The sequence below is a fragment of the Streptomyces sp. NPDC104096 genome (assembly GCF_055584385.1).
This window is the reverse complement of record NZ_JBVJMD010000077.1, coordinates 1-17,994: the sequence shown is the minus strand read 5'-3', so window position 1 is coordinate 17,994 and position 17,994 is coordinate 1. Positions and strand designations below refer to the sequence as shown.

The 17,994-nt window shown below is 69.7% G+C and carries 15 protein-coding genes; 11 read left to right on the top strand and 4 right to left on the bottom strand.

Annotation, left to right across the window (positions count from 1 at the left end; genetic code table 11):
- The first annotated feature begins 44 nt into the window (after window positions 1-44).
- From ccrA to ACZ60B_RS39055, 3 genes are all read left to right on the top strand, one after another.
- The gene (ccrA, locus tag ACZ60B_RS39065; RefSeq protein ID WP_469395882.1) at window positions 45-1,301 is read left to right on the top strand and encodes a crotonyl-CoA carboxylase/reductase; all 1,257 of its coding nucleotides are present in this window, start codon (window positions 45-47) and stop codon (window positions 1,299-1,301) included.
- Between the two features lie 43 nt (window positions 1,302-1,344).
- Window positions 1,345-2,544, top strand: coding sequence for a cytochrome P450 (locus ACZ60B_RS39060; protein ID WP_469395880.1), 1,200 nt, complete (start codon window positions 1,345-1,347; stop codon window positions 2,542-2,544).
- A gap of 182 nt (window positions 2,545-2,726) precedes the next feature.
- Window positions 2,727-2,921: a ferredoxin gene (locus ACZ60B_RS39055; RefSeq protein ID WP_469395877.1), complete on the top strand. Its 195-nt coding sequence runs from the start codon at window positions 2,727-2,729 to the stop codon at window positions 2,919-2,921.
- A 63-nt stretch (window positions 2,922-2,984) separates the two neighbouring features.
- Here the strand turns inward: ACZ60B_RS39055 and ACZ60B_RS39050 are convergent, their stop codons facing one another.
- Window positions 2,985-6,509 (bottom strand): BTAD domain-containing putative transcriptional regulator, encoded by a 3,525-nt coding sequence (locus ACZ60B_RS39050; RefSeq protein WP_469395875.1) that lies wholly within the window; start codon window positions 6,507-6,509, stop codon window positions 2,985-2,987.
- 496 nt (window positions 6,510-7,005) lie between these two features.
- On the opposite strand from ACZ60B_RS39050, the gene ACZ60B_RS39045 reads away from it, so the two are divergent.
- The 6 genes from ACZ60B_RS39045 to ACZ60B_RS39020 all read left to right on the top strand — a co-directional run bounded on the left by ACZ60B_RS39045 (window position 7,006) and on the right by ACZ60B_RS39020 (window position 12,704).
- Window positions 7,006-7,563, top strand: coding sequence for a LuxR C-terminal-related transcriptional regulator (locus ACZ60B_RS39045; protein ID WP_469395873.1), 558 nt, complete (start codon window positions 7,006-7,008; stop codon window positions 7,561-7,563).
- A 504-nt stretch (window positions 7,564-8,067) separates the two neighbouring features.
- Window positions 8,068-9,678 carry a GMC oxidoreductase gene (locus tag ACZ60B_RS39040; RefSeq protein WP_469395889.1) on the top strand — a complete coding sequence of 537 codons (1,611 nt, stop codon included), beginning with the start codon at window positions 8,068-8,070 and terminating at the stop codon, window positions 9,676-9,678.
- Window positions 9,679-9,772: 94 nt separating this feature from the next.
- The gene (locus ACZ60B_RS39035; RefSeq protein ID WP_469395870.1) at window positions 9,773-10,540 is read left to right on the top strand and encodes a thioesterase II family protein; all 768 of its coding nucleotides are present in this window, start codon (window positions 9,773-9,775) and stop codon (window positions 10,538-10,540) included.
- 93 nt (window positions 10,541-10,633) lie between these two features.
- Window positions 10,634-11,317, top strand: coding sequence for a DNA/RNA helicase domain-containing protein (locus ACZ60B_RS39030; RefSeq protein ID WP_469395867.1), 684 nt, complete (start codon window positions 10,634-10,636; stop codon window positions 11,315-11,317).
- On the top strand, window positions 11,275-11,709 hold the full coding sequence (locus tag ACZ60B_RS39025) for a DNA/RNA helicase domain-containing protein (RefSeq protein ID WP_469395887.1): 435 nt from the start codon (window positions 11,275-11,277) through the stop codon (window positions 11,707-11,709). Before ACZ60B_RS39030 ends, ACZ60B_RS39025 begins: the two co-directional genes overlap by 43 nt.
- Before the next feature lie 146 nt (window positions 11,710-11,855).
- Window positions 11,856-12,704 carry an alpha/beta hydrolase gene (locus ACZ60B_RS39020; protein ID WP_469395863.1) on the top strand — a complete coding sequence of 283 codons (849 nt, stop codon included), beginning with the start codon at window positions 11,856-11,858 and terminating at the stop codon, window positions 12,702-12,704.
- 50 nt (window positions 12,705-12,754) lie between these two features.
- Here the strand turns inward: ACZ60B_RS39020 and ACZ60B_RS39015 are convergent, their stop codons facing one another.
- A complete protein-coding gene (locus ACZ60B_RS39015; protein ID WP_469395861.1) occupies window positions 12,755-13,342 on the bottom strand; it encodes a TetR/AcrR family transcriptional regulator in 588 nt (195 codons plus the stop codon).
- A 185-nt stretch (window positions 13,343-13,527) separates the two neighbouring features.
- On the opposite strand from ACZ60B_RS39015, the gene ACZ60B_RS39010 reads away from it, so the two are divergent.
- Entirely contained in the window at window positions 13,528-14,352 is an 825-nt protein-coding gene (locus tag ACZ60B_RS39010) for an alpha/beta hydrolase (RefSeq protein WP_469395858.1), read from the top strand.
- Window positions 14,353-14,836: 484 nt separating this feature from the next.
- Here ACZ60B_RS39010 and ACZ60B_RS39005 read toward each other — a convergent pair whose 3' ends face one another.
- Entirely contained in the window at window positions 14,837-15,589 is a 753-nt protein-coding gene (locus tag ACZ60B_RS39005) for an SDR family oxidoreductase (RefSeq protein ID WP_469395856.1), read from the bottom strand.
- A 100-nt stretch (window positions 15,590-15,689) separates the two neighbouring features.
- Between ACZ60B_RS39005 and ACZ60B_RS39000 the strand changes: the two genes are divergently transcribed.
- Window positions 15,690-16,538 carry a helix-turn-helix transcriptional regulator gene (locus tag ACZ60B_RS39000; RefSeq protein ID WP_469395854.1) on the top strand — a complete coding sequence of 283 codons (849 nt, stop codon included), beginning with the start codon at window positions 15,690-15,692 and terminating at the stop codon, window positions 16,536-16,538.
- Between the two features lie 160 nt (window positions 16,539-16,698).
- Here ACZ60B_RS39000 and ACZ60B_RS38995 read toward each other — a convergent pair whose 3' ends face one another.
- Window positions 16,699-17,727, bottom strand: a complete 1,029-nt coding sequence (locus ACZ60B_RS38995) for a glutathione S-transferase family protein (RefSeq protein ID WP_469395852.1) — start codon at window positions 17,725-17,727, stop codon at window positions 16,699-16,701.
- Between the last annotated feature and the right edge of the window lie 267 nt (window positions 17,728-17,994).

The following is a 17,994-nucleotide window of genomic DNA, read 5'->3' as shown; positions in this document are numbered from 1 at the left end:
GCGGGCACCTCCGACCCGGACAGAGCAGATGTGGGGGAGAAACCATGACGAAGGCTCTCTACGAGATAGGCGAGACCCCGCCCCTCGGCGAGGTCCCGCGGCAGATGTACGCCTCGGTGATCCGCCAGAACCGCTTCGGAGAGCCGAAGCAGGCGTTCCGCACCGAGGTCGTCGACACCCCGGCCGTGGGCCGGGGCCAGGTGCTGGTCTATGTGATGGCCGCCGGCATCAACTACAACAATGTGTGGTCCTCGCTGGGCGCGCCGGTCGATGTCATCGGGATGCGGCAGCGCCAGGGCCAGCCCGAGGACTTCCACATCGGAGGCTCCGAGGCCTCCGGCGTGGTGTGGGCGGTCGGTGAAGGCGTCCGCAGTGTCGAGGTGGGCGACCATGTGCTGCTCACCAGCGGCCAGTGGGACGAGGCCGCCGCGGACATCCGGCTGGGCACAAACCCGCTGGTCTCGGAGAGCATCAAGGCCTGGGGGTACGAGACCAACTACGGCTCCTTCGCGCAGTTCTGCCGCGTCGACGAGTACCAGTGCCACCCCAAGCCCGCCCATCTGTCGTGGGAGGAGTCGGCGGCCTTTCTGCTCACCGGGCCCACCGCCTACCGGCAGTTGTTCGGCTGGCAGGGCAACACGGTCCGCCCGGGCGACCCCGTGCTGATCTGGGGCGGTGCGGGCGGTCTGGGCTCGATGGCCATCCAGCTCGTCAGGCTGGCCGGCGGCATCCCGATCGCCGTGGTCTCCAGCGAGGACCGCTCCGCGTACTGCCGCCGCCTCGGGGCGGCGGGCACCATCAACCGCCGCGACTTCGACCACTGGGGCCGGCTGCCCGACGTCGGGGACGCGGAGGCGTCGGCGCGGTTCCTGCGCGGCGCCCGAGGGGTCGGCAAGAAGGTCTGGGAGATCCTCGGTGAGCGCAGGTCCCCGCGGATCGTGCTGGAGCACAGCGGCCAGGACACCCTGCCGACCTCGATGTACCTGTGCGACAACGCCGGCATGGTGGTGATCTGCGGCGGCACCTCCGGCTACAACGGAGACGTCGACCTGCGCCACCTGTGGATGCGCTCCAAGCGCCTCCAGGGCTCGCACTACGCCGACACCCGCCAGTGCCGAGAGGTCATCAACCTCGTCGGCGCCGGCATGCTCGACCCCTGTCTGTCCGTCTGCGACGGCTTCCAGGACATCGGGCGCATGCACCAGATGATGCACGACAACGTGCACCCCTCCGGGAACATGGCCGTCCTCGTGAACGCGCCCCGGCGCGGCGGTACCACGCTCGAACTCGCCGCCGCCTGACCGTCCCGTCCTACGCCCCCCTTCCACAAGCGCAAGGAGAGTCATGCCCGAGTCCACCGCCGACGCGCCCGCCGTACCCAAAACCCGCAGCTGCCCGTTCCTGCCGCCGGACGGCATCGACGGCATCCGGACGGCCGCCCCGGTGACCCGGGCCACCTTCACCAGCGGCCACGAGGCATGGCTGGTGACCGGTTACGAGGAGGTGCGTGCCCTGCTGCGCGACCCCTCGTTCAGCGTCCAGGTGCCCCACGCACTGCACACCCAGGACGGCGTCGTCACCCAGAAGCCCGGCCGCGGCAGCCTGCTGTGGCAGGACGAGCCGGAGCACACGTCGGACCGGAAGCTGCTCGTCAAGGAGTTCACCGTCCGGCGCATGCAGGCGCTCCGGCCGAACATCCAGCGCATCGTCGACGAGCACCTCGACGCCATCGAGGCGCAGGGCGGCCCGGTCGACCTGGTGAAGACCTTCGCCAACCCGGTGCCGTCCATGGTGATCTCCGACCTGTTCGGTGTCCCGGCCGAGCGCCGGGCGGAGTTCCAGGACATCGCCGAGGCGATGATGCGGGTCGACCAGGACGCCGCCGCCACCGAGGCCGCCGGCATGCGCCTGGGCGGGCTGCTCTACCAGCTCGTCCAGGAGCGCCGGGCCGACCCCGGGGACGACCTGATCTCGGCACTGATCACCACCGAGGACCCCGACGGCGTCGTCGACGACATGTTCCTCATGAACGCGGCCGGCACCCTGCTGATAGCGGCCCACGACACCACCGCCTGCATGATCGGCCTCGGTGCGGCACTGCTCCTGGACCGTCCCGACCAGCTGGCCCTGCTTCGCGAGGACCCGTCACTGATCGGCAACGCGGTCGAGGAACTGCTGCGCTACCTCACCATCGGCCAGTTCGGCGGCGAGCGCGTCGCCACCCGGGACGTGGAGCTCGGTGGTGTGCGCATCGCCGAGGGCGAGCAGGTCGTCGCGCACGTCCTCGCCGCGGACTTCGACCCCGCCTTCGTGGCGGAGCCGGAGCGGTTCGACATCACCCGCCGCCCCGCCCCGCATCTGGCCTTCGGCTTCGGCGCGCACCAGTGCATTGGACAGCAACTCGCCCGGATCGAGCTGCAGATCGTCTTCGAGACCCTGTTCCGCCGTTTCCCGACCCTGCGCCTGGCCAAGCCGGTCGAGGAGCTCCGCTTCCGCAGCGACATGGTCTTCTACGGCGTGCACGAGCTGCCCGTCACCTGGTGACCTGAAGCCGCCTGCCGCGGGGCACGGCCCGACGAAGCGGCGGCCGTGGCCCCGGGCGGCCGGCACGCAGTCCCGTTCACCGAGGCCGCCGTCACCGAACGCGGTGACGGCGGCCTCGCCTACGGACCGGAACCCGTGTCCCACAGCCCATCACGCACCGATGAACGAGAGGCAGCCACGCCATGCGCATCACCATCGACCGCGACCGGTGCATCGGCTCCGGCCAGTGCGCCATGACCGCACCCGGCGTCTTCACCCAGGACGACGACGCGCTGGTCGCCCTGGTCCCGGGACACGAGGACGGGGCGGGGGACCCCCGTGTGCACGACGTCCCCCTGGCCTGTCCGGTACAGGCGGTCGCGATCCACGAGGACTGAGCGGCATCGCATCACGGGGACAGGGACCTGGCGAGCCGCCCGACGAGGCAGAGCGTGGATCCGTCACGGCCGTCGGCCGGAGGCGGGCCCCTGCCGTCCTGGGCCCCGTCCCGGGTGCACGTCGTCGACGCCGTGGCTCAGCAGTTCGTGGAGCAGCGGGGTCGCGGGCAGTGCCGGGTGGAGGTACACGCGCTCGCGGCGTTGTTCGACGGCGGCCAGCAGCTTCCGGAAGGTGGTCCTCGCATCCTCGGTCCGCCCGCCGTGATGTTGCGCCTGGCCCAGCAGACCCAGGTGGAGCGGGTGGCGCAAGTACGTCCTGGACTGGCCCAGTTCAGCCAGTGAGGTGTGCATGAGGGCGAGGCCGTCGTCGTGATGTCCGGTGTGCGCCAGGCCCCACCCTTGGACGACGCCCAGCATCGCCTTCCAGTAGAGCAGTCCGTGTTCGCCCGCGACGCGGATGCCCTCGTCGCTCGAGGCGAGTGCGGTGCGGGTGTCACCCTCCCAGGCCGCCACGACCCCGTCCACGTACAGGGCGAAGGAGCGGTCGGACGGCCTGCTTTCGTACCGGGTGAGACCCAACAGCTCACGTCTGCGCGTGCCGGCGGTCTGCCGGTGTCCAAGGAGCCAATGGGTGAAGGTGTCGTAGGAGCGGCAGGAGACGCGGGGGTCGTGCTGGAAGGTTCGCGCCAGCGTGGGATCGTCCTTGGCGAAACGATCCGCTATCTCGACGCCGCGCTCCAGTTCGGCGAGGGCCCGCGGCAGCCTTCCGCGCACATGCAGCACGATGCCTTCGCCGTACGCCGCACCGAGCGCCGCCACGGGCTCCCAGGTCTGCCGCGAGATGTCCCGCAGCAGGCCGGAGAACTGCCGCGAGGCGTCATAGCGGCCGGTGACCAGGTGTGCCGTGCACAGGGCCCAGAGCACCGCCGGGTCCTCGGGGGCATGAGCGGCCGTGCTGAGGGCGCGGCCGCGCGTCAGCGCCGTCTCGGCCTCGGGGTGGCCGTAGCCGCGAGTGGTGGCGAGTACTTGGCCGAGCTGGATGTGCAGGTCCTGTTCCAGCCTCCTGGTGGTGGGATCGTCCGGCGGCAGGAAGCCGACCAGCTGCACGGCGCGGCGCAGCCAGATCTCCAACTGCTCGTACGCCATGGACTGCTCGGCGTGTTCGGCGGCGAGCAGCAGCCGAGGCAGCACCTGGGCGGCGGGCAGCGCACTCTTGGCGTGCCAGCTGTGATGCGCCACGCGCTCGATCTCCTCGTCGCCCACCTGTCCGCGTCTGCGGACACACAGCGCGTCGGCGACCCTGGCGTGCAGACGGTGGCGGTCCTTGCGGGGGAGCTCGTCGACGAGCGTCTCCTGGACCAGGGCATGGGCGAAGTGGAGCCGTCCCGGATGGTGCGGGTCCTCCCCGAGCAGGCCGGCACGGATGGCCGACTCGAGGCCCGCGGCGACCGGTTCGTCCTCGGTGGCGGTCCGGTGCAGCAGGTCGGTGTCCACCTCGGCGCCGATGACGGCGCACAGGTGCAGCACCCGCAGGACCGGCTCGGGCAGTGCGGCGAACCGCTGGTGCAGCGCCTCGCGCACCCCGGTGGGAATGTGGGCCAGGAGCGTGTCGACCGCGTCCGGGCGACGGAGCCCTCGCGCATCGTCCACGAGAGAGAGGAGCTGGATCACCGAGTACGGGTTGCCTTCGCTGCGCCGGTGCAGCACCTCGACGACCTTCGGGTCCACACCAGGGCCCGTGTGTGCCTCGACGAGGGCTCCGACGGCCTGCAGGGAAAGCCCGCCGAGCCGCAGTGTCTCGGTCCTGGGGCCGCGCAGCGCTTCGGAGATCATCCGGCGCAGCGTCGCGTCCGACTCGGCCTCGAACGCCCGCGCCGTGAGCACGATGCTGATCGGATGGCCCTGGCAGCGGGTGCTCAGCAGCCTGAGCAGGTCGAGGGAGGCGGTGTCCGCCCATTGCAGGTCTTCGAGGAGCAGTACGAGCGGGTGCTGCCCGGCGAGGGTGAGCAGTACCTCGCAGACCGCGTCGTGGGCGAGGAAGCGGGCCTGGGACCAGTCGGAGGCCCATCCCGGGCCCCCGGTCCGGGCCGGCGACCGCTCGGGCATCAGTGGGGTGAGCAGGGCGCCGAACGGTTCGGTCGCCTCGCGGAAGGCATCCGGCCGCGTCGCGGACAGCCGCCGCAGGATCTGCGTCCACAGCCAGTAGGCGGGCACGCCCTCGCTGGGGAAGCAGTGGCTCCAGAGCACCTCCAGCCTGGAGCCCTTCTCGTGCGCGTCCATGCTCTCCAGACGCGCCGCGAGTTCGAGCAGCAGGCGGGTCTTTCCGACTCCTGGGGGGCCGAGGACACCGGCCACATGGCCGTGGCCCACGACGGCGCTCGCGGCGGCTGTCGTCAGTCGGTCGAGCTCCTGGCCACGGCCGGTGAACGGCGAGGGGGCAGGAGCCCACCCCGACTCGAACTCCGGGGACTCCCCGGTTTCCCGGGCGGCAGCCGGCTCGTGTTCCGGGCGGGGTACGGGCCGCAACCGGGACGACCCGGTCTGCGTGCCTGCGGCATCCGCCCGCGAGCCCGGTGGCCCATCGGTTCGCTCGCTCGGTTGCGCGGCGGTCCCCGCGATCCCCTCGCGTTCGACGGCCGTGCCGGGCTCGTCCGGCCCGCCCGCGCCGCCGGATGCCACCGTCGGGCCGTGTCCCCGCACCGTGAGGGCCGTTCCGCCGGTCCAGGAGCCCCCGAATTCCTGCGGACCCTCGGAGTTCCTTACTCCGACGTCGCTGGTCTCGTCCATCACCGGCGGGACGTACGAGGCTCCGGTGGACTCGGGCGGTGGGGCAGACAGCTGCTTCGAGGGGGCGCTCGCTCCCGGTTCCTGGCGCAGGATCGCGCCTCTGACCCGGCGCAGTTCGGCCGCGGTGTCCACGCCGAACTCCTCGACCAGATGACTGCGCGTCCGCTCGTACACCTCGAGCGCCTCGGCCTGCCGCCCGAGCCGGGACAGTGCCGTCATGAGGTGGCCGACCAGCCGCTCCCGTGTGGGATGACGGCGCGCCTCCCCGTCCAGATCGGCGGCCACCTCCTCGGCCGCGCCGAGAACCAGGCGTGCCTCGGCGCGGGACTCGACGGCGGTGAGCCGGATCTGTTCGAGTCGGGCGCACTCGTCGCTGAGCGGCGGATGGCCGTCGAACTCCGCGTACGGCGAGCCGCGCCACAGTCCCAGGGCCTCGGTGAGCCGTGCCTGCGCGGCGCGCGGATCGCGCTGCTCCAGCAACCGCCGTCCGTCGGTGACCAGCCGTTCGAAGCGGCAGGCGTCGACCTGTTCGGGATCGAGATCGAGGACGTAGCCCGGTGTCCGATGACGCAGCACCGAAATTTGGCCTGTTCCCGTCTTTGCGCGCAGGGACCGCCGCAGATGGGAGACGTGGCTCTGGAGTGCGGCGACGGCATGCCGGGGCGCTTGGTCGCCCCACAGTTCCTCGATGAGCAGTTCGGTGGGCACCACGCGGCCGAGGCGGATGAGCAGCAGGGCGAGCAGGGTGCGCCGGCGTGGCGGGCCGAGCGGCAGGTCATGCCCGTCGTGTCGCGCCGACATGGGCCCCAGAACGCTCAGGAGGAGCTCGGCCTGGCCGGTCGTCCGGGGTGACACGGCTGCGGGCGGAGGTAAAGACATGAACGATCCCCATCGCGCTTGCGGATATGACTGACGCACAGTTCGAGCTGGCTGGTCCTGCACCGTCTTCTGTGGATCCTGACATGGCGAACGACGCCCTCCAAGCCGGAGAAGCATCGACTGGCAAGAAAGCGCCAGGTGTCCGGCAAGGATTTCGACAAGGGGCCGGAAAACGACGGCGGGTGGCGGCAAGGTGCCGCCAGCGGCTCGACCAGAACTCCGCAAGGGTCCTGACGCACGATGTTCGGCATCTGGAGTCACCGCTGGTCCCAGGGCCGATGACGCCCCTGCTGACAGCCGTCACGGCCGTTCGCCAGCGTCCGGGTTTATTTCGCCCAAGTTTCCTGACGGGGGGCCTCTCTTGCTGAGTCCAGCACCTGCAACTCCGGGCCTGTGCATGGCGAGCCTCGACAAAACCTTGACCATCCAGCAGGCGAACCAGGAGTTCTTCAGACAGTTCAACGGGTCGTCCGAGGACATCTGCGGTCGCAATTTCCGTGACGTCGTGCACCCGAGCGTGCAGAAGCCGTTGATGCGTCAATTATTGAAATTGCTGGAAGGGAAACACCAGAGATTCGTCACGCCCGTCATCGCCGTGGGGCCCGGCGCGCAGTCCGCCTTCACCGTGCCCCTCACCGCGGTCGCGGTGCGCGGCGTCCTGCCGGACACGACCGCGATCCTGGTCATGATGCCGACGGCCGGGGACGCCGAGCAGACACCTGTGGTGACCAGACACAAGAAGATCCTCTCCGCGATGGACGCGCGGATCCTCGAAGGGATCGCCGCCGGCGTCTCCACCGTCCCCCTGGCGGCAAGGCTCTACCTCAGCCGGCAGGGCGTCGAGTACCACGTGACCTGCCTGTTCCGGAAGTTGAAGGTGCCCAACCGTGCCGCGCTGGTCTCCCGTGCCTACTCACTGGGCGTGCTCAAGGTCGGCACCTGGCCGCCCCAGGTCGTGGACGACTTCGTGAAGTGAGCGGGCACGGTGCCCGCGCCGGGTGCCCGCTCGTGCGGGCGGCCGTGGCAGCCTTCACCCGGGCCGGACACAGGGCCGCCGCGCCCGCCGCTCACCCGGCATCCGGCAAGCACCTGGCGGAGCCACTGCGCGTGCGTGCACGCGCAGTGGACGAGCACCTCACCGGCACTTACCACAGGTTACGGCTCGCCGGACGACCCGAACCGGCCGCGTTCTGCTCTCTGCCGCCCGGTCCGGCGGACGCCTGAAGGCATGCGCGAGTGCGGTCCGCGCCCGGGAGAGGGCCGCACCGTACCGCCCCCTCCCGGGCACGGGCGACCGAACCTCCGGGCCCGGCCTTCGCAGGATCAGCCCACCCGATCCGGATCTCGTGTCCGTTGCGCGGTCTCCACACGGTTCGTCGCACACCAGGCCGCCCCGACCGGCCTTCCGATCCCTCTTTCCTCAGTTCCGAAGCTCAGGAGACACAGCGTGATTGCACACCAGCCTCTGTCGCGACGCCGCATGCTCGGCCTGGCGGCCTTGGGCGCCGCCGCACTCGCGGGGCAGACCACCATCACCGCCGCCCCCCGGGCGGCCGCTGCCACCGCAGCCGGCGGCTCCGGCGGCACGTTCGTCCCCGCCGTCGTGGTCGGCACCGGTTACGGTGCGGCCGTCTCCGCCCTGCGTCTCGGCGAGGCGGGGGTCCCCACCCTGATGCTGGAAATGGGTCAGTTGTGGAACCGGCCCGGTCCGGACGGCGACGTGTTCTCCGGAATGCTCAAGCCCGACAAGCGCTCCAGCTGGTTCAAGACCCGCACCGAGGCCCCGCTCGGCTCCTTCCTGTGGCTCGACCTCGCCAACCGGGACATCGAGCCCTACGCAGGCGTGCTGGACCGGGTCGACTTCGACCAGATGTCCGTGTACGTGGGACGCGGTGTGGGCGGCGGCTCGCTCGTCAACGGCGGCATGGCGGTGACACCCCGGCGCTCGTACTTCGAGGAGGTGCTGCCGCAGGTCGACGCCGACGAGATGTACACCAAGTACTTTCCCCGAGCGAACTCCACCCTCCGGGTCAACAACATCGACAAGAGCTGGTTCGAGCAGACCGACTGGTACGCGTTCGCGCGTGTCTCGCGCGGGCAGGCCTCGAACGCGGGCCTGAGCACCACCTTCGTGCCCAACGTCTACGACTGGGACTACATGCGCCGTGAGGCGGACGGTGCGGTGCCCAGGTCCGCGCTGGCCGCCGAGGTCATCTACGGCAACAACCACGGCAAGGTCTCACTCGACAAGAGCTACCTGGCGGCCGCCCTGGGCACCGGCAACGTCACCATCGAGACCTTGCACCAGGTCAGGACGATCCGTCAGCAGAACGACGGCACGTACCTGCTGACCGTCGAACAGAGGGACACCGACGGCAAGCTGCTCGCGACCAAGGAGGTCGCCTGCCGCCACCTCTTCCTCGGTGCCGGAAGCCTCGGCTCGACCGAACTGCTGCTGCGCGCCCGGGACACCGGCACCCTCCCCGACCTCAGCCCCGAGGTCGGCGCGGCCTGGGGCCCCAACGGCAACATCATGACCGCCCGCGCCAACCACATGTGGAACCCCACGGGCACCCGGCAGTCGTCGATCCCCGCCCTCGGCATCGACGACTGGGACAACCCGAACACCCCCGTCTTCGCCGAGATCGCCCCCCTGCCGGCGGGTGTCGAGACCTGGGCCAGCCTCTACCTGGCCATCACCAAGAACCCGGAGCGCGGCACCTTCGTCTACGACGCCGCCAAGGACCGGGCGGACCTGCGCTGGACCCGGGACCAGAACGCGCCCGCGGTCGCAGCCGCGAAGTCGCTCTTCGACCGCATCAACAAGGCCAACGCCACCATCTACCGGTACGACCTCTTCGGCAAGCAGATCAAGGCCTTCGCCGACGACTTCTGCTACCACCCGCTCGGCGGCTGCGTCCTCGGCAAGGCCACCGACAACTACGGCCGCGTCGCCGGATACAAGAACCTCTACGTGACCGACGGCTCGCTCATCCCCGGCAGCATCGGCGTCAACCCGTTCGTGACCATCACGGCGCTGGCGGAGCGGAACGTCGAGCGCATCATCAAGGAGGACGTCGCGGAGTCCTGACCAGAGGCGGGCGGGGCCCGACCCCGCCCCGCTCCTTCCGGTGAACGCCCCGCCACGATGGGCGGCCGAACCCGAACCGAAAAGGAACGATTTTGTGAACTCCCCGCTCACCGAGGACAACCACCTCTGGATCCGCAGGTTCCACCCGCGCCCCGACAGCCGCGTCCGGCTGGTCTGCCTGCCCCACGCGGGCGGCTCCGCCAGCTTCTACTTCCCCATGTCCCGGTCCATGCCCGACAGCGTCGACGTGCTGTGCGTGCAGTACCCCGGACGCCAGGACCGCCGCAGCGAACCGCTCCTGGACTCCGTACCGGCGCTCGCCGACAAGATCTACGAGGCCCTCCGGCCCTGGACCGACCGGCCCGTCGCCCTGTTCGGCCACAGCATGGGCGCCTCCCTCGCCTACGAGATCACCCGACGGCTGGAACAGGAGCGGGGCGTCGTGCCCGCCGCCCTCGTCACCTCCGGCCGCCGTGCCCCGTCCACGCACCGCGACGAGACCGTCCACCTGCGTGACGACGACGGTCTCGTCGCCGAGATGCGCGGCCTCAGCGGCACCAACCCCCAACTGCTGGGCGACGAGGAAGTCCTGCGCATGATCCTCCCGGCCATCCGGGCGGACTACCGCGCGGCCGAAACCTACGTCTGGGAACCCGGGCCGCCCCTGCGCTGCCCCGTGACCTGCCTCGTCGGCGACGACGACCCGAAGGTCACCGTGGAGGAGGCCGCCGCCTGGTCCGGGCACACCGACGGCCCCTTCACGCTGAAGGTCTTCCCCGGCGGCCACTTCTTCCTGGCCCAGCACCAGAAGGAGATCGTCCGCCTCATGACCGCCCAGCTGGAGGTGTCCGCCCGGGCATGAGGGCCGGCCTGCCCGTCGCGCTGCGAGACCTCCGCACAGCACGGCGATCCGGCCGATCTGCTCAACGAGCAGCAGGTCGCCTACTCGCTGGTGATGCGGGCGGTGAAGAAGGGCCGCCAGTCCGACTTCAAGGAAGTCATCGTCGTCACCGGCGGGCCAGGCTCGGGCAAGAGCGTCATCGCCCTCGAACTCCTGGGCGATCTGTACCGGGGCGGCTTCAGTGCCCTGCACGCCACCGGATCGAAGTCCTTCACCACCACCCTGCAGAAGGTCGCCGACCGCGGCACCACCCGGGTGCAGAAGCTGTTCCGCTACTTCAACAACTTCACCCACACCGGCAAGAACGGCCTCGAGGTGCTCCTGTGCGACGAGGCGCATCGCATCCGCGAGTCCTCCAACCACCGCTTCACCCCCGAGAACAAGCGCAGCGAACGCCGCCAGATCGAAGAACTCCTCGACGCCGCACGGGTACCGGTCTTCCTCCTCGACGAGCACCAGGTGGTCCGGCCCGGAGAGATGGGTTCGGTCAAGGCCATCGACGACGCGGCCAAGGCGAAAGGACTCACCGTCCGCCACGTCGACCTCGACGGCCAGTTCCGCTGCGGCGGCAGCCGCGCCCACGAGGAATGGGTGCTGCGCCTGCTGGGCCTGGTCCCCGGCGGCCCCATCCCCCGGACGGGAGATGACCACTTCAAGGTGATGGTGGCCGACACCCCCCCCAGGAACTCGAAGCGATTCTGCGCGGACAGCAGGACGACGGCTACCAGGCCCGCATAACGGCCGGCTTCTGCTGGCGCTGGAGCGAGCCCGTCCTGGACGAGAAGAAGAACTTCGTCGGGCTCGTCGACGACGTCAGCCTCCCGGACCGGGACTGGCGCCGCCCCTGGAACGTGCAGGGAGACCGCTCGGTGGGCGGCTTCCCCTCCAAGAACCTCTGGGCCACCGACCCTGCCGGATTCTCGCAGGTGGGATGCATCTACACCGCCCAGGGCTTCGAGTACGACTGGAACGGCGTCATCCTCGGCCCCGACCTCGTCTGGCGCAACGGCGGCTGGGCCGCTGACAAGAAGGTCTCCGGTCCTTGCCGCGCTGGGGGAGTGGGGGCGCGGCACGTGACCCGCCCCGGTGGGCGAACCCGGACATCCTGTAGCGCCCTTCCCGGCCCATGAGGTTGCCGGCGTTCATTCCCGGTGCCGGGTGTGATCTATCTTCCCGCTCCTTCCGTTGCCGGAGCAGGGGCCCGGCGCTAGATTCAAAAGAGATAGAACGTTCTGTCTACATCGCCGAGTCCGTGTATCACCGAAGGAGAAGACAGGTGTTCCAGCATCGCCCCGGCCGTCTCGCGGCCCTTGCCACCACGACGCTCGCACTGGCAGCCGGCGTGAGCACCACCGCTTTCGCCACGTCGAACCATCACGCCGAGCCCGAAGCGAAGCCGACCGTGGTCCTCGTGCACGGCGCATGGGCGGACTCGTCGAGCTGGAGCGGGGTCGTCAAGCGCCTGCAGGCCGACGGCTATCCGGTGACGGCTCCCGCCACCCCTCTGCGCGGCCTCGCCGGCGACGCCTCCTACCTGGCCGACTACCTCAAGACCGTCAAGGGCCCGATCGTCCTGGTGGGCCACTCCTACGGCGGCGCCGTCATCACCAACGCCGCGACCGGGAACCCCCGTGTGAAGGCTCTCGTCTACGTGGCGGCCTTCGCTCCCGAGAAGGGCGAGAGCACCGCGGACCTGCTCGCCGAATACCCCGGTACCCACCTCGGCGCCGACCCGGGCGCCCCGCTCCCCAGGGCCCTGGACCCGGTTCCGTTCACCCAGGCCGACGGCAGCACCGGCACCGACCTGTACATCAAGGCCGACAAATTCCGCGACGTCTTCCTCAGCAACCGGGTCAACACGGCCAAGGCCGCCGAACTCGCCGCCACGCAGCGGCCCCTATCGGCCCAGGCCGTGGGCGAGCCTTCCGGCACCCCGGCATGGAAGACCATCCCCTCGTGGTACCTGGTCGCCGATGACGACCACACCATCCCCGCGGCCGCCGAGCGGGCCATGGCCGCCCGGGCCCACGCGCACACCGTCGAGGTCGACGGTCCTCACGCCGTGGCCGTGACGGACCCGCACGCCGTGACCCGCCTCGTCGAGCAGGCCGCCACCGCGCGGTGACAGGCCCCACGGGGCAGGCGGTCCCGGCGAGAAGCGGGACCGCCGGCCGCTCAGCGCGCCGCGAGGAGCACAGACGTTCCATGGGCCAGGACGGCACCGGCCGCTCGGGGATCGCCCAGGTAACCGGCCACCATCGCGCCGTCGCGCAGCGCCACCATCGAGTCGGCGGACTGCTCGGGGCCGGCCGCTCCGAGTCGCTGGAAGGCCTCGCGCAGCACTTCACGGAACCAGCGCCGGTGACCCAGTACCGCCTGGTGGACCACGCTTTCGGGGTCCGGGTACTCGGCGGCGGCGTTGATGAACGGACACCCGCGGAATCCCGTGCCGCACACCTCGTCGCCGATGCCGTGCGCGATCGCCATGAGGAAGTCGGCGGGCGCGGAGATCGCCTTCTCGGCCGCGCCGACCTGCTCCCGGATCTGGAGGTCGGCCGCCTGGAGGTACGCGCGCACCAGGTCGTCCTTGCCGTCGAAGTGCCGGTAGAAGGTGGCCCGTGCCACCTCGGCCTCCGCCATGACACGGTCCACTCCGACCCCGCGGATGCCTTCGCTGTAGAAGAGCCGGCTCGCGGTGCCCAGAAGCCGTTCACGCGCCTCGGAACGACGGATCGGCGCGCTCGCATCGGTTGGCTTCGACATGCCAAAAGTATAGAACGGTCTTTCTCTTTTGCCTCGGCCGTCCCGATTCGGATCGATCACTGCGCGCCGAGTTCCGGGGGAGCGGCTCAATCGTCAGAGAGATCCGGCGGCCATGACTGTCCGCCTGGCTTCACCCCATCACCGGGCGCCGCGACCCTGCGGAGCTCGAATACCGAAGGAGAATCATGCCCACCGACAGCGTCCCCGTCGTCTTCATCCATGGTCTTTGGCTGCACTCCTCCTCGTGGCAGCCGTGGGTGGACCTGTTCGCCTCCCGCGGTTTCGACGCGAGCGCCCCCGGCTGGCCGGGTGAGGCGTCCACGGTCGAGGAGGCACGCCGACGTCCTGAGGCGGTCGCGGGATTCGGCATCGACGACGTCACCGAGCACTACGCTCGGATCGTCCGCTCCTTGACGAACGATCCCGTGCTCATCGGGCACTCCTTCGGCGGTCTGATCACGCAGAAGCTTCTGGGCATGGGACTGGGGCGGGCGGGCGTCGCCATCGATCCCGCGCAGATGAAGGGCGTCAAGCCGCTGCCCTTCGCGCAGTTGAGGTCGGGATTCCCCGTCCTGGGCAACCCGGGCAACAAGAAGAAGGCCGTCTCCCTCACCGCGAAGCAGTTCCGCTACGGCTTCGGCAACGCGATCTCGCAGGCCGAATCCGACCGGGTGTTCGCGAAATACACGATTCCTTCGCCCGGACAGCCGCTCTTCGAGGCCGCGTTCGCGAACTTCCGCAAGAACTCGCCGGCGGCCGTGGACACCGCGAACACCACTCGGGGGCCGCTGCTGCTGATCTCCGGGCAGCAGGACCACACCGTCCCGGACGTCGTGACCCGCGCCTCGTACAAGCTGTACGGCAATTCGTCGGCCGTGACCGAACTGAAGCGGTTCCCCGACCGGGGTCACTCGCTGACCGTCGACGGCGGCTGGTCGGGCGTTGCCGGCCACGTGCTGGAGTGGCTGGCGGGTCAGGGTGTGAGGGCCACGACGGGACGAGCCGGATGACTTCCGGGCGCGGTCACGACGGCCCGGGACCTCCGGTGCACGGGCCGGACTCGCTTCGGGGCAAGTGAATCCTGACCGCCGCGGTTCCGGCTCCGGCATGGGCGTGCTGGATTCCACCGTCGTCGACGTCGCGGACAACTCATGTGTCCTCCCGCACGGGACAGCCGCTTGGTCCGTCCAGCCGAGCCCGGCACCGGTGGGCCGGGGCCGTACGTCCGGCCGGTCGAACTCCCAGGGTGTCGGCGAGTCCGAGCTCCGGCACGACGTGACCTCCTGCGGCATGCGGCATGTGGTTGAAAATTTAAATGAATGTTCCCGGTTTGCCGCTGTGTGGTGATTCGCGGACCGTCACTCCCTGTGGCGGTCCGCGTCCGGGACGCGTTCCGGGCTCTTCTGTCTGGATTGATTGATACAGAAAAGCCGAGCGTACTGCATGCCTGCCCCGAGGGCCTTCGTGCAGCCGCAGCCGTTCTTGCAGTGGACCTCAATGACGCGCGTTGAGGACCTCCACGACCTGGTCGTAGTCGCCGCGGGCCTCGCCGTGGCGCAGGAACTTCACACGCTCGACCTGGATCTCCCTGGCATCCGGCTGGGAGCCGATCAGGTCCATCACCTCGGCGACGAATTCGTCCAGCGGCATGCCGTGTGCGTTCTCCTCGTGGCCGGGCATCAGCGCCGTGCGCACGGCCGGAGGCTCGAGCTCCACGACCTTCACCGAGGTGTCGGCGAGCTGCAGCCGGACGGACTCGCTGAGCATGTGGATCGCGGCCTTCGTCGCGTTGTAGGTCGGCGTGATCATCAGCGGGGCGAATGCCAGGCCCGAGGAGACGGTCATGATCGTGGCGTCCGGCCGGGTCTGGAGGTGTTCGACGAACGCGGCGATGAGCCGGATCGGACCGAGCAGGTTCGTCGTCACGGTGGACTCGGCGGTGGCGAGGAACGCTTCGGGCCTGCGCCAGTCCTCGGCATGCATGATCCCGGCCATCGTCACCAGGACGTCGAGGTCAGGGTGAGCGGTCAGCACCTGCCGTGCGGCGGCGGTGATGCTCGCCGCGTCCGCGGTGTCGATGTGCACGGTGTCGATGCCGGGGTGCTCGGCCGCGATCCGTTCCAGCAGTTCGGTGCGCCGGCCGCCGACGATGACGGTGTTGCCCTTCGCCTTCAGCGCGAGGGCGAGAGCGAGACCGATGCCGCTGGTGGCGCCGGGGATGAAGACGGTGTTTCCGGAGATGTTCATGCCCCGATCCTCACCGGCCCGCCGTCGCGGGTGCAGAGACCGCTTATCGGGGGACCGGGGATCCCTGGTTCGTCCGCGCAGGACGGACGACAATCGCCTCATGGACCGAGTAGCACTGGCCGACTTCCTGCGCCGCCGCCGCGAGGCGCTTCAGCCGGAGGACGTCGCCCTGCCCCCGGGCGCGCGCCGGCGGACCCGGGGCCTGCGGCGCGAGGAGGTGGCCTCCCTCGCCGTGATGTCGACGGACTACTACACCCGGCTGGAACAGCGGCGTGGCCCGCAGCCCAGCGATCAGATGCTGGCCTCGCTCGCCCGCGCCCTGCGACTGACCGATGACGAGCGCACCTACCTGTACCGGATCGCCGGGCACAACGCGCCGACGACACTGTCGGCCCACACCCATGTCGCCCCCGCACTGCTGCGGGTACTGGACCGCCTCGACGACACACCCGCGATGATCCTGACCGACCTCAATGAAGCACTGGTCCAGAACCGGATGGCCATCGCCCTGTTCGGGGACGCCTGCCGGCACACGGGATTCGCCCGCAGCGCGATCTACCGCTGGTTCACCGATCCGGCGGAGCGTTCGATCTATCCCGAGTCCGACCACGAGCGGCAGGGGCGTGCCCAGGTCGCCAATCTGCGGGCCGCCCACGGGCTGCGCGGACCGGCGTCGCGTGCCGGCGAACTCGTACGCGCCCTCCAGAGGGCGAGCGTGGAGTTCGCCGAACTGTGGGATCGGCACGAGGTCGCACAGCGTTTCGAGGACCACAAGACACTCCTGCATCCCGAAGTCGGCCCGATCGAGCTGGACTGCCAGGCGCTGTTCACCGAGGACCAGTCCCAGACCCTTCTCGTCCTCACCGCCGCACCACGCACCGAGAACGACGAGAAGCTGCGCCTGCTCGCCGCCCTGGGCCTGAACCGCTTCACGGAGGCGGACATCTGAGCATCGTCGTCTCCCTGCGGCCTCCCGTGCTCCCGTATGCGGCGCGCCTCGAAGCGAGCGACATTCCGGTCGGCCCGACCCGTGAACAGCTCACCGCCCTCGCCCACGAGCTGAACAGCGAGGAGCCGTCGGGCGGCGTGCGAACAGCTGGCCTGTACGGTCAGGGCCTGCCGGGAAGAGGCACCTCCTCGTCGGCGCGTACCGGCTTCGGAGGTGTTCCGTCGCCGAACGGACGGCCGCCCAGCTCCTGTCTGTGATGCGGCATGAGCCATCCGGACAGATCAGGGCCCAGCGGCACGATGCCGCTCGGGTTGATGCCGGCATGGACTCGATAGTAATGGCGCTTTATGTGATCAAAATCGACGGTATCGCCGAAGCCCGGTGTCTGGAACAGATCTCGGGTGTAGGCCCACAGTGTCGGTATCTCCGACAGTTTCCGTAGATTGCACTTGAAGTGGCCGTGATACACGGCGTCGAAGCGTACGAGTGTGGTGAACAGCCGGATGTCCGCCTCCGTGATGGTGTCCCCGACCAGATAGCGTTGACGCTCCAGCCGGGGCGTCAGCTGGTCCAGGCGGCGGAACACTCCCGCGCAGGCGGCCCGGTACTCCTCCTGGCCGATGGCGAAGCCTGCGCGGTAGACCCCGTTGTTGACGTCCTCGTAGACGCCGGCCATGACCTCGTCGATCTCATCACGGTGGGCGTGCGGGTAGAGATCGGGTGCGCCCGGCCGGTGCAGCGCCGTCCACTCGGTCGCGAGATCGAGAGTGATCTGCTGGTAGTCATTGGTCGCAAGCTTTCCGCTGGGCACGTCCACGACTGCCGGCACGCTCACCCCGCCCGAGTAGCCGGGCTCCCGCTTCTCATAGGCTTCGCTCAGAAAACGGATTCCGAGGACAGGGTCGAGGCCGTCCGGGTCGAGGGTGAACCGCCAGCTCCGGTCGTCCTGGATCGGGTCGGTGACCGCCAAGGACAGAACGTCCTCCAGGCCGAGCAGACGTCTGGAGATCAGCGCCCGGCTCGCCCATGGACAGGCACGGCTGACCACCAGCCGGTAACGGTTCGCCTCGACGGGCCAACCGTCCCGGCCGTCCGCGGTGATCCGGTCCGCGAAATGGCTCTTCGACCGCTTGAACGGCTTCCTGCCGTACTCGCTGTTGCCGGGTGTCCCGCCGTCGCTGCTGCCCATGGGGCGTGCCCTTCCGCCGTCGCAACGTGTCCTCAGTCTTCTACCGGGATCGTCGGTGAGCTACTCGACGTTCACAGGGGCGGCATCCTGATCCGCCGGAGCTGCGGTGGTGCGCGATCGCAGCGGCCTGCGTGCCGGCCGGGTCGACCGACGTGGGAATGGGCCGGTGCTTGATGGTGTTAGCGTGGTTGAACATTCAACGAACCCGGGTCTTTCTGTGGCCCGGGCGACCTCCCTGGGAGCAGACAGATCATGGGCCTCTTCGGA

Excerpts from the sequence above, each read along its gene's own strand:
- ACZ60B_RS39015 (WP_469395861.1), bottom strand. The coding sequence starts at position 13,342 with ATGTCGAAGCCAACCGATGCGAGCGCGCCGATCCGTCGTTCCGAGGCG.
- ACZ60B_RS39060 (WP_469395880.1), top strand. The coding sequence starts at position 1,345 with ATGCCCGAGTCCACCGCCGACGCGCCCGCCGTACCCAAAACCCGCAGC.
- ACZ60B_RS39030 (WP_469395867.1), top strand. The coding sequence starts at position 10,634 with ATGCGGGCGGTGAAGAAGGGCCGCCAGTCCGACTTCAAGGAAGTCATC.
- ACZ60B_RS39000 (WP_469395854.1), top strand. The coding sequence starts at position 15,690 with ATGGACCGAGTAGCACTGGCCGACTTCCTGCGCCGCCGCCGCGAGGCG.
- ACZ60B_RS39055 (WP_469395877.1), top strand. The coding sequence starts at position 2,727 with ATGCGCATCACCATCGACCGCGACCGGTGCATCGGCTCCGGCCAGTGC.
- ACZ60B_RS39040 (WP_469395889.1), top strand. The coding sequence starts at position 8,068 with ATGCTCGGCCTGGCGGCCTTGGGCGCCGCCGCACTCGCGGGGCAGACC.
- ACZ60B_RS39050 (WP_469395875.1), bottom strand. The coding sequence starts at position 6,509 with ATGTCGGCGCGACACGACGGGCATGACCTGCCGCTCGGCCCGCCACGC.
- ccrA (WP_469395882.1), top strand. The coding sequence starts at position 45 with ATGACGAAGGCTCTCTACGAGATAGGCGAGACCCCGCCCCTCGGCGAG.
- ACZ60B_RS39005 (WP_469395856.1), bottom strand. The coding sequence starts at position 15,589 with ATGAACATCTCCGGAAACACCGTCTTCATCCCCGGCGCCACCAGCGGC.
- ACZ60B_RS39010 (WP_469395858.1), top strand. The coding sequence starts at position 13,528 with ATGCCCACCGACAGCGTCCCCGTCGTCTTCATCCATGGTCTTTGGCTG.
- ACZ60B_RS38995 (WP_469395852.1), bottom strand. The coding sequence starts at position 17,727 with ATGGGCAGCAGCGACGGCGGGACACCCGGCAACAGCGAGTACGGCAGG.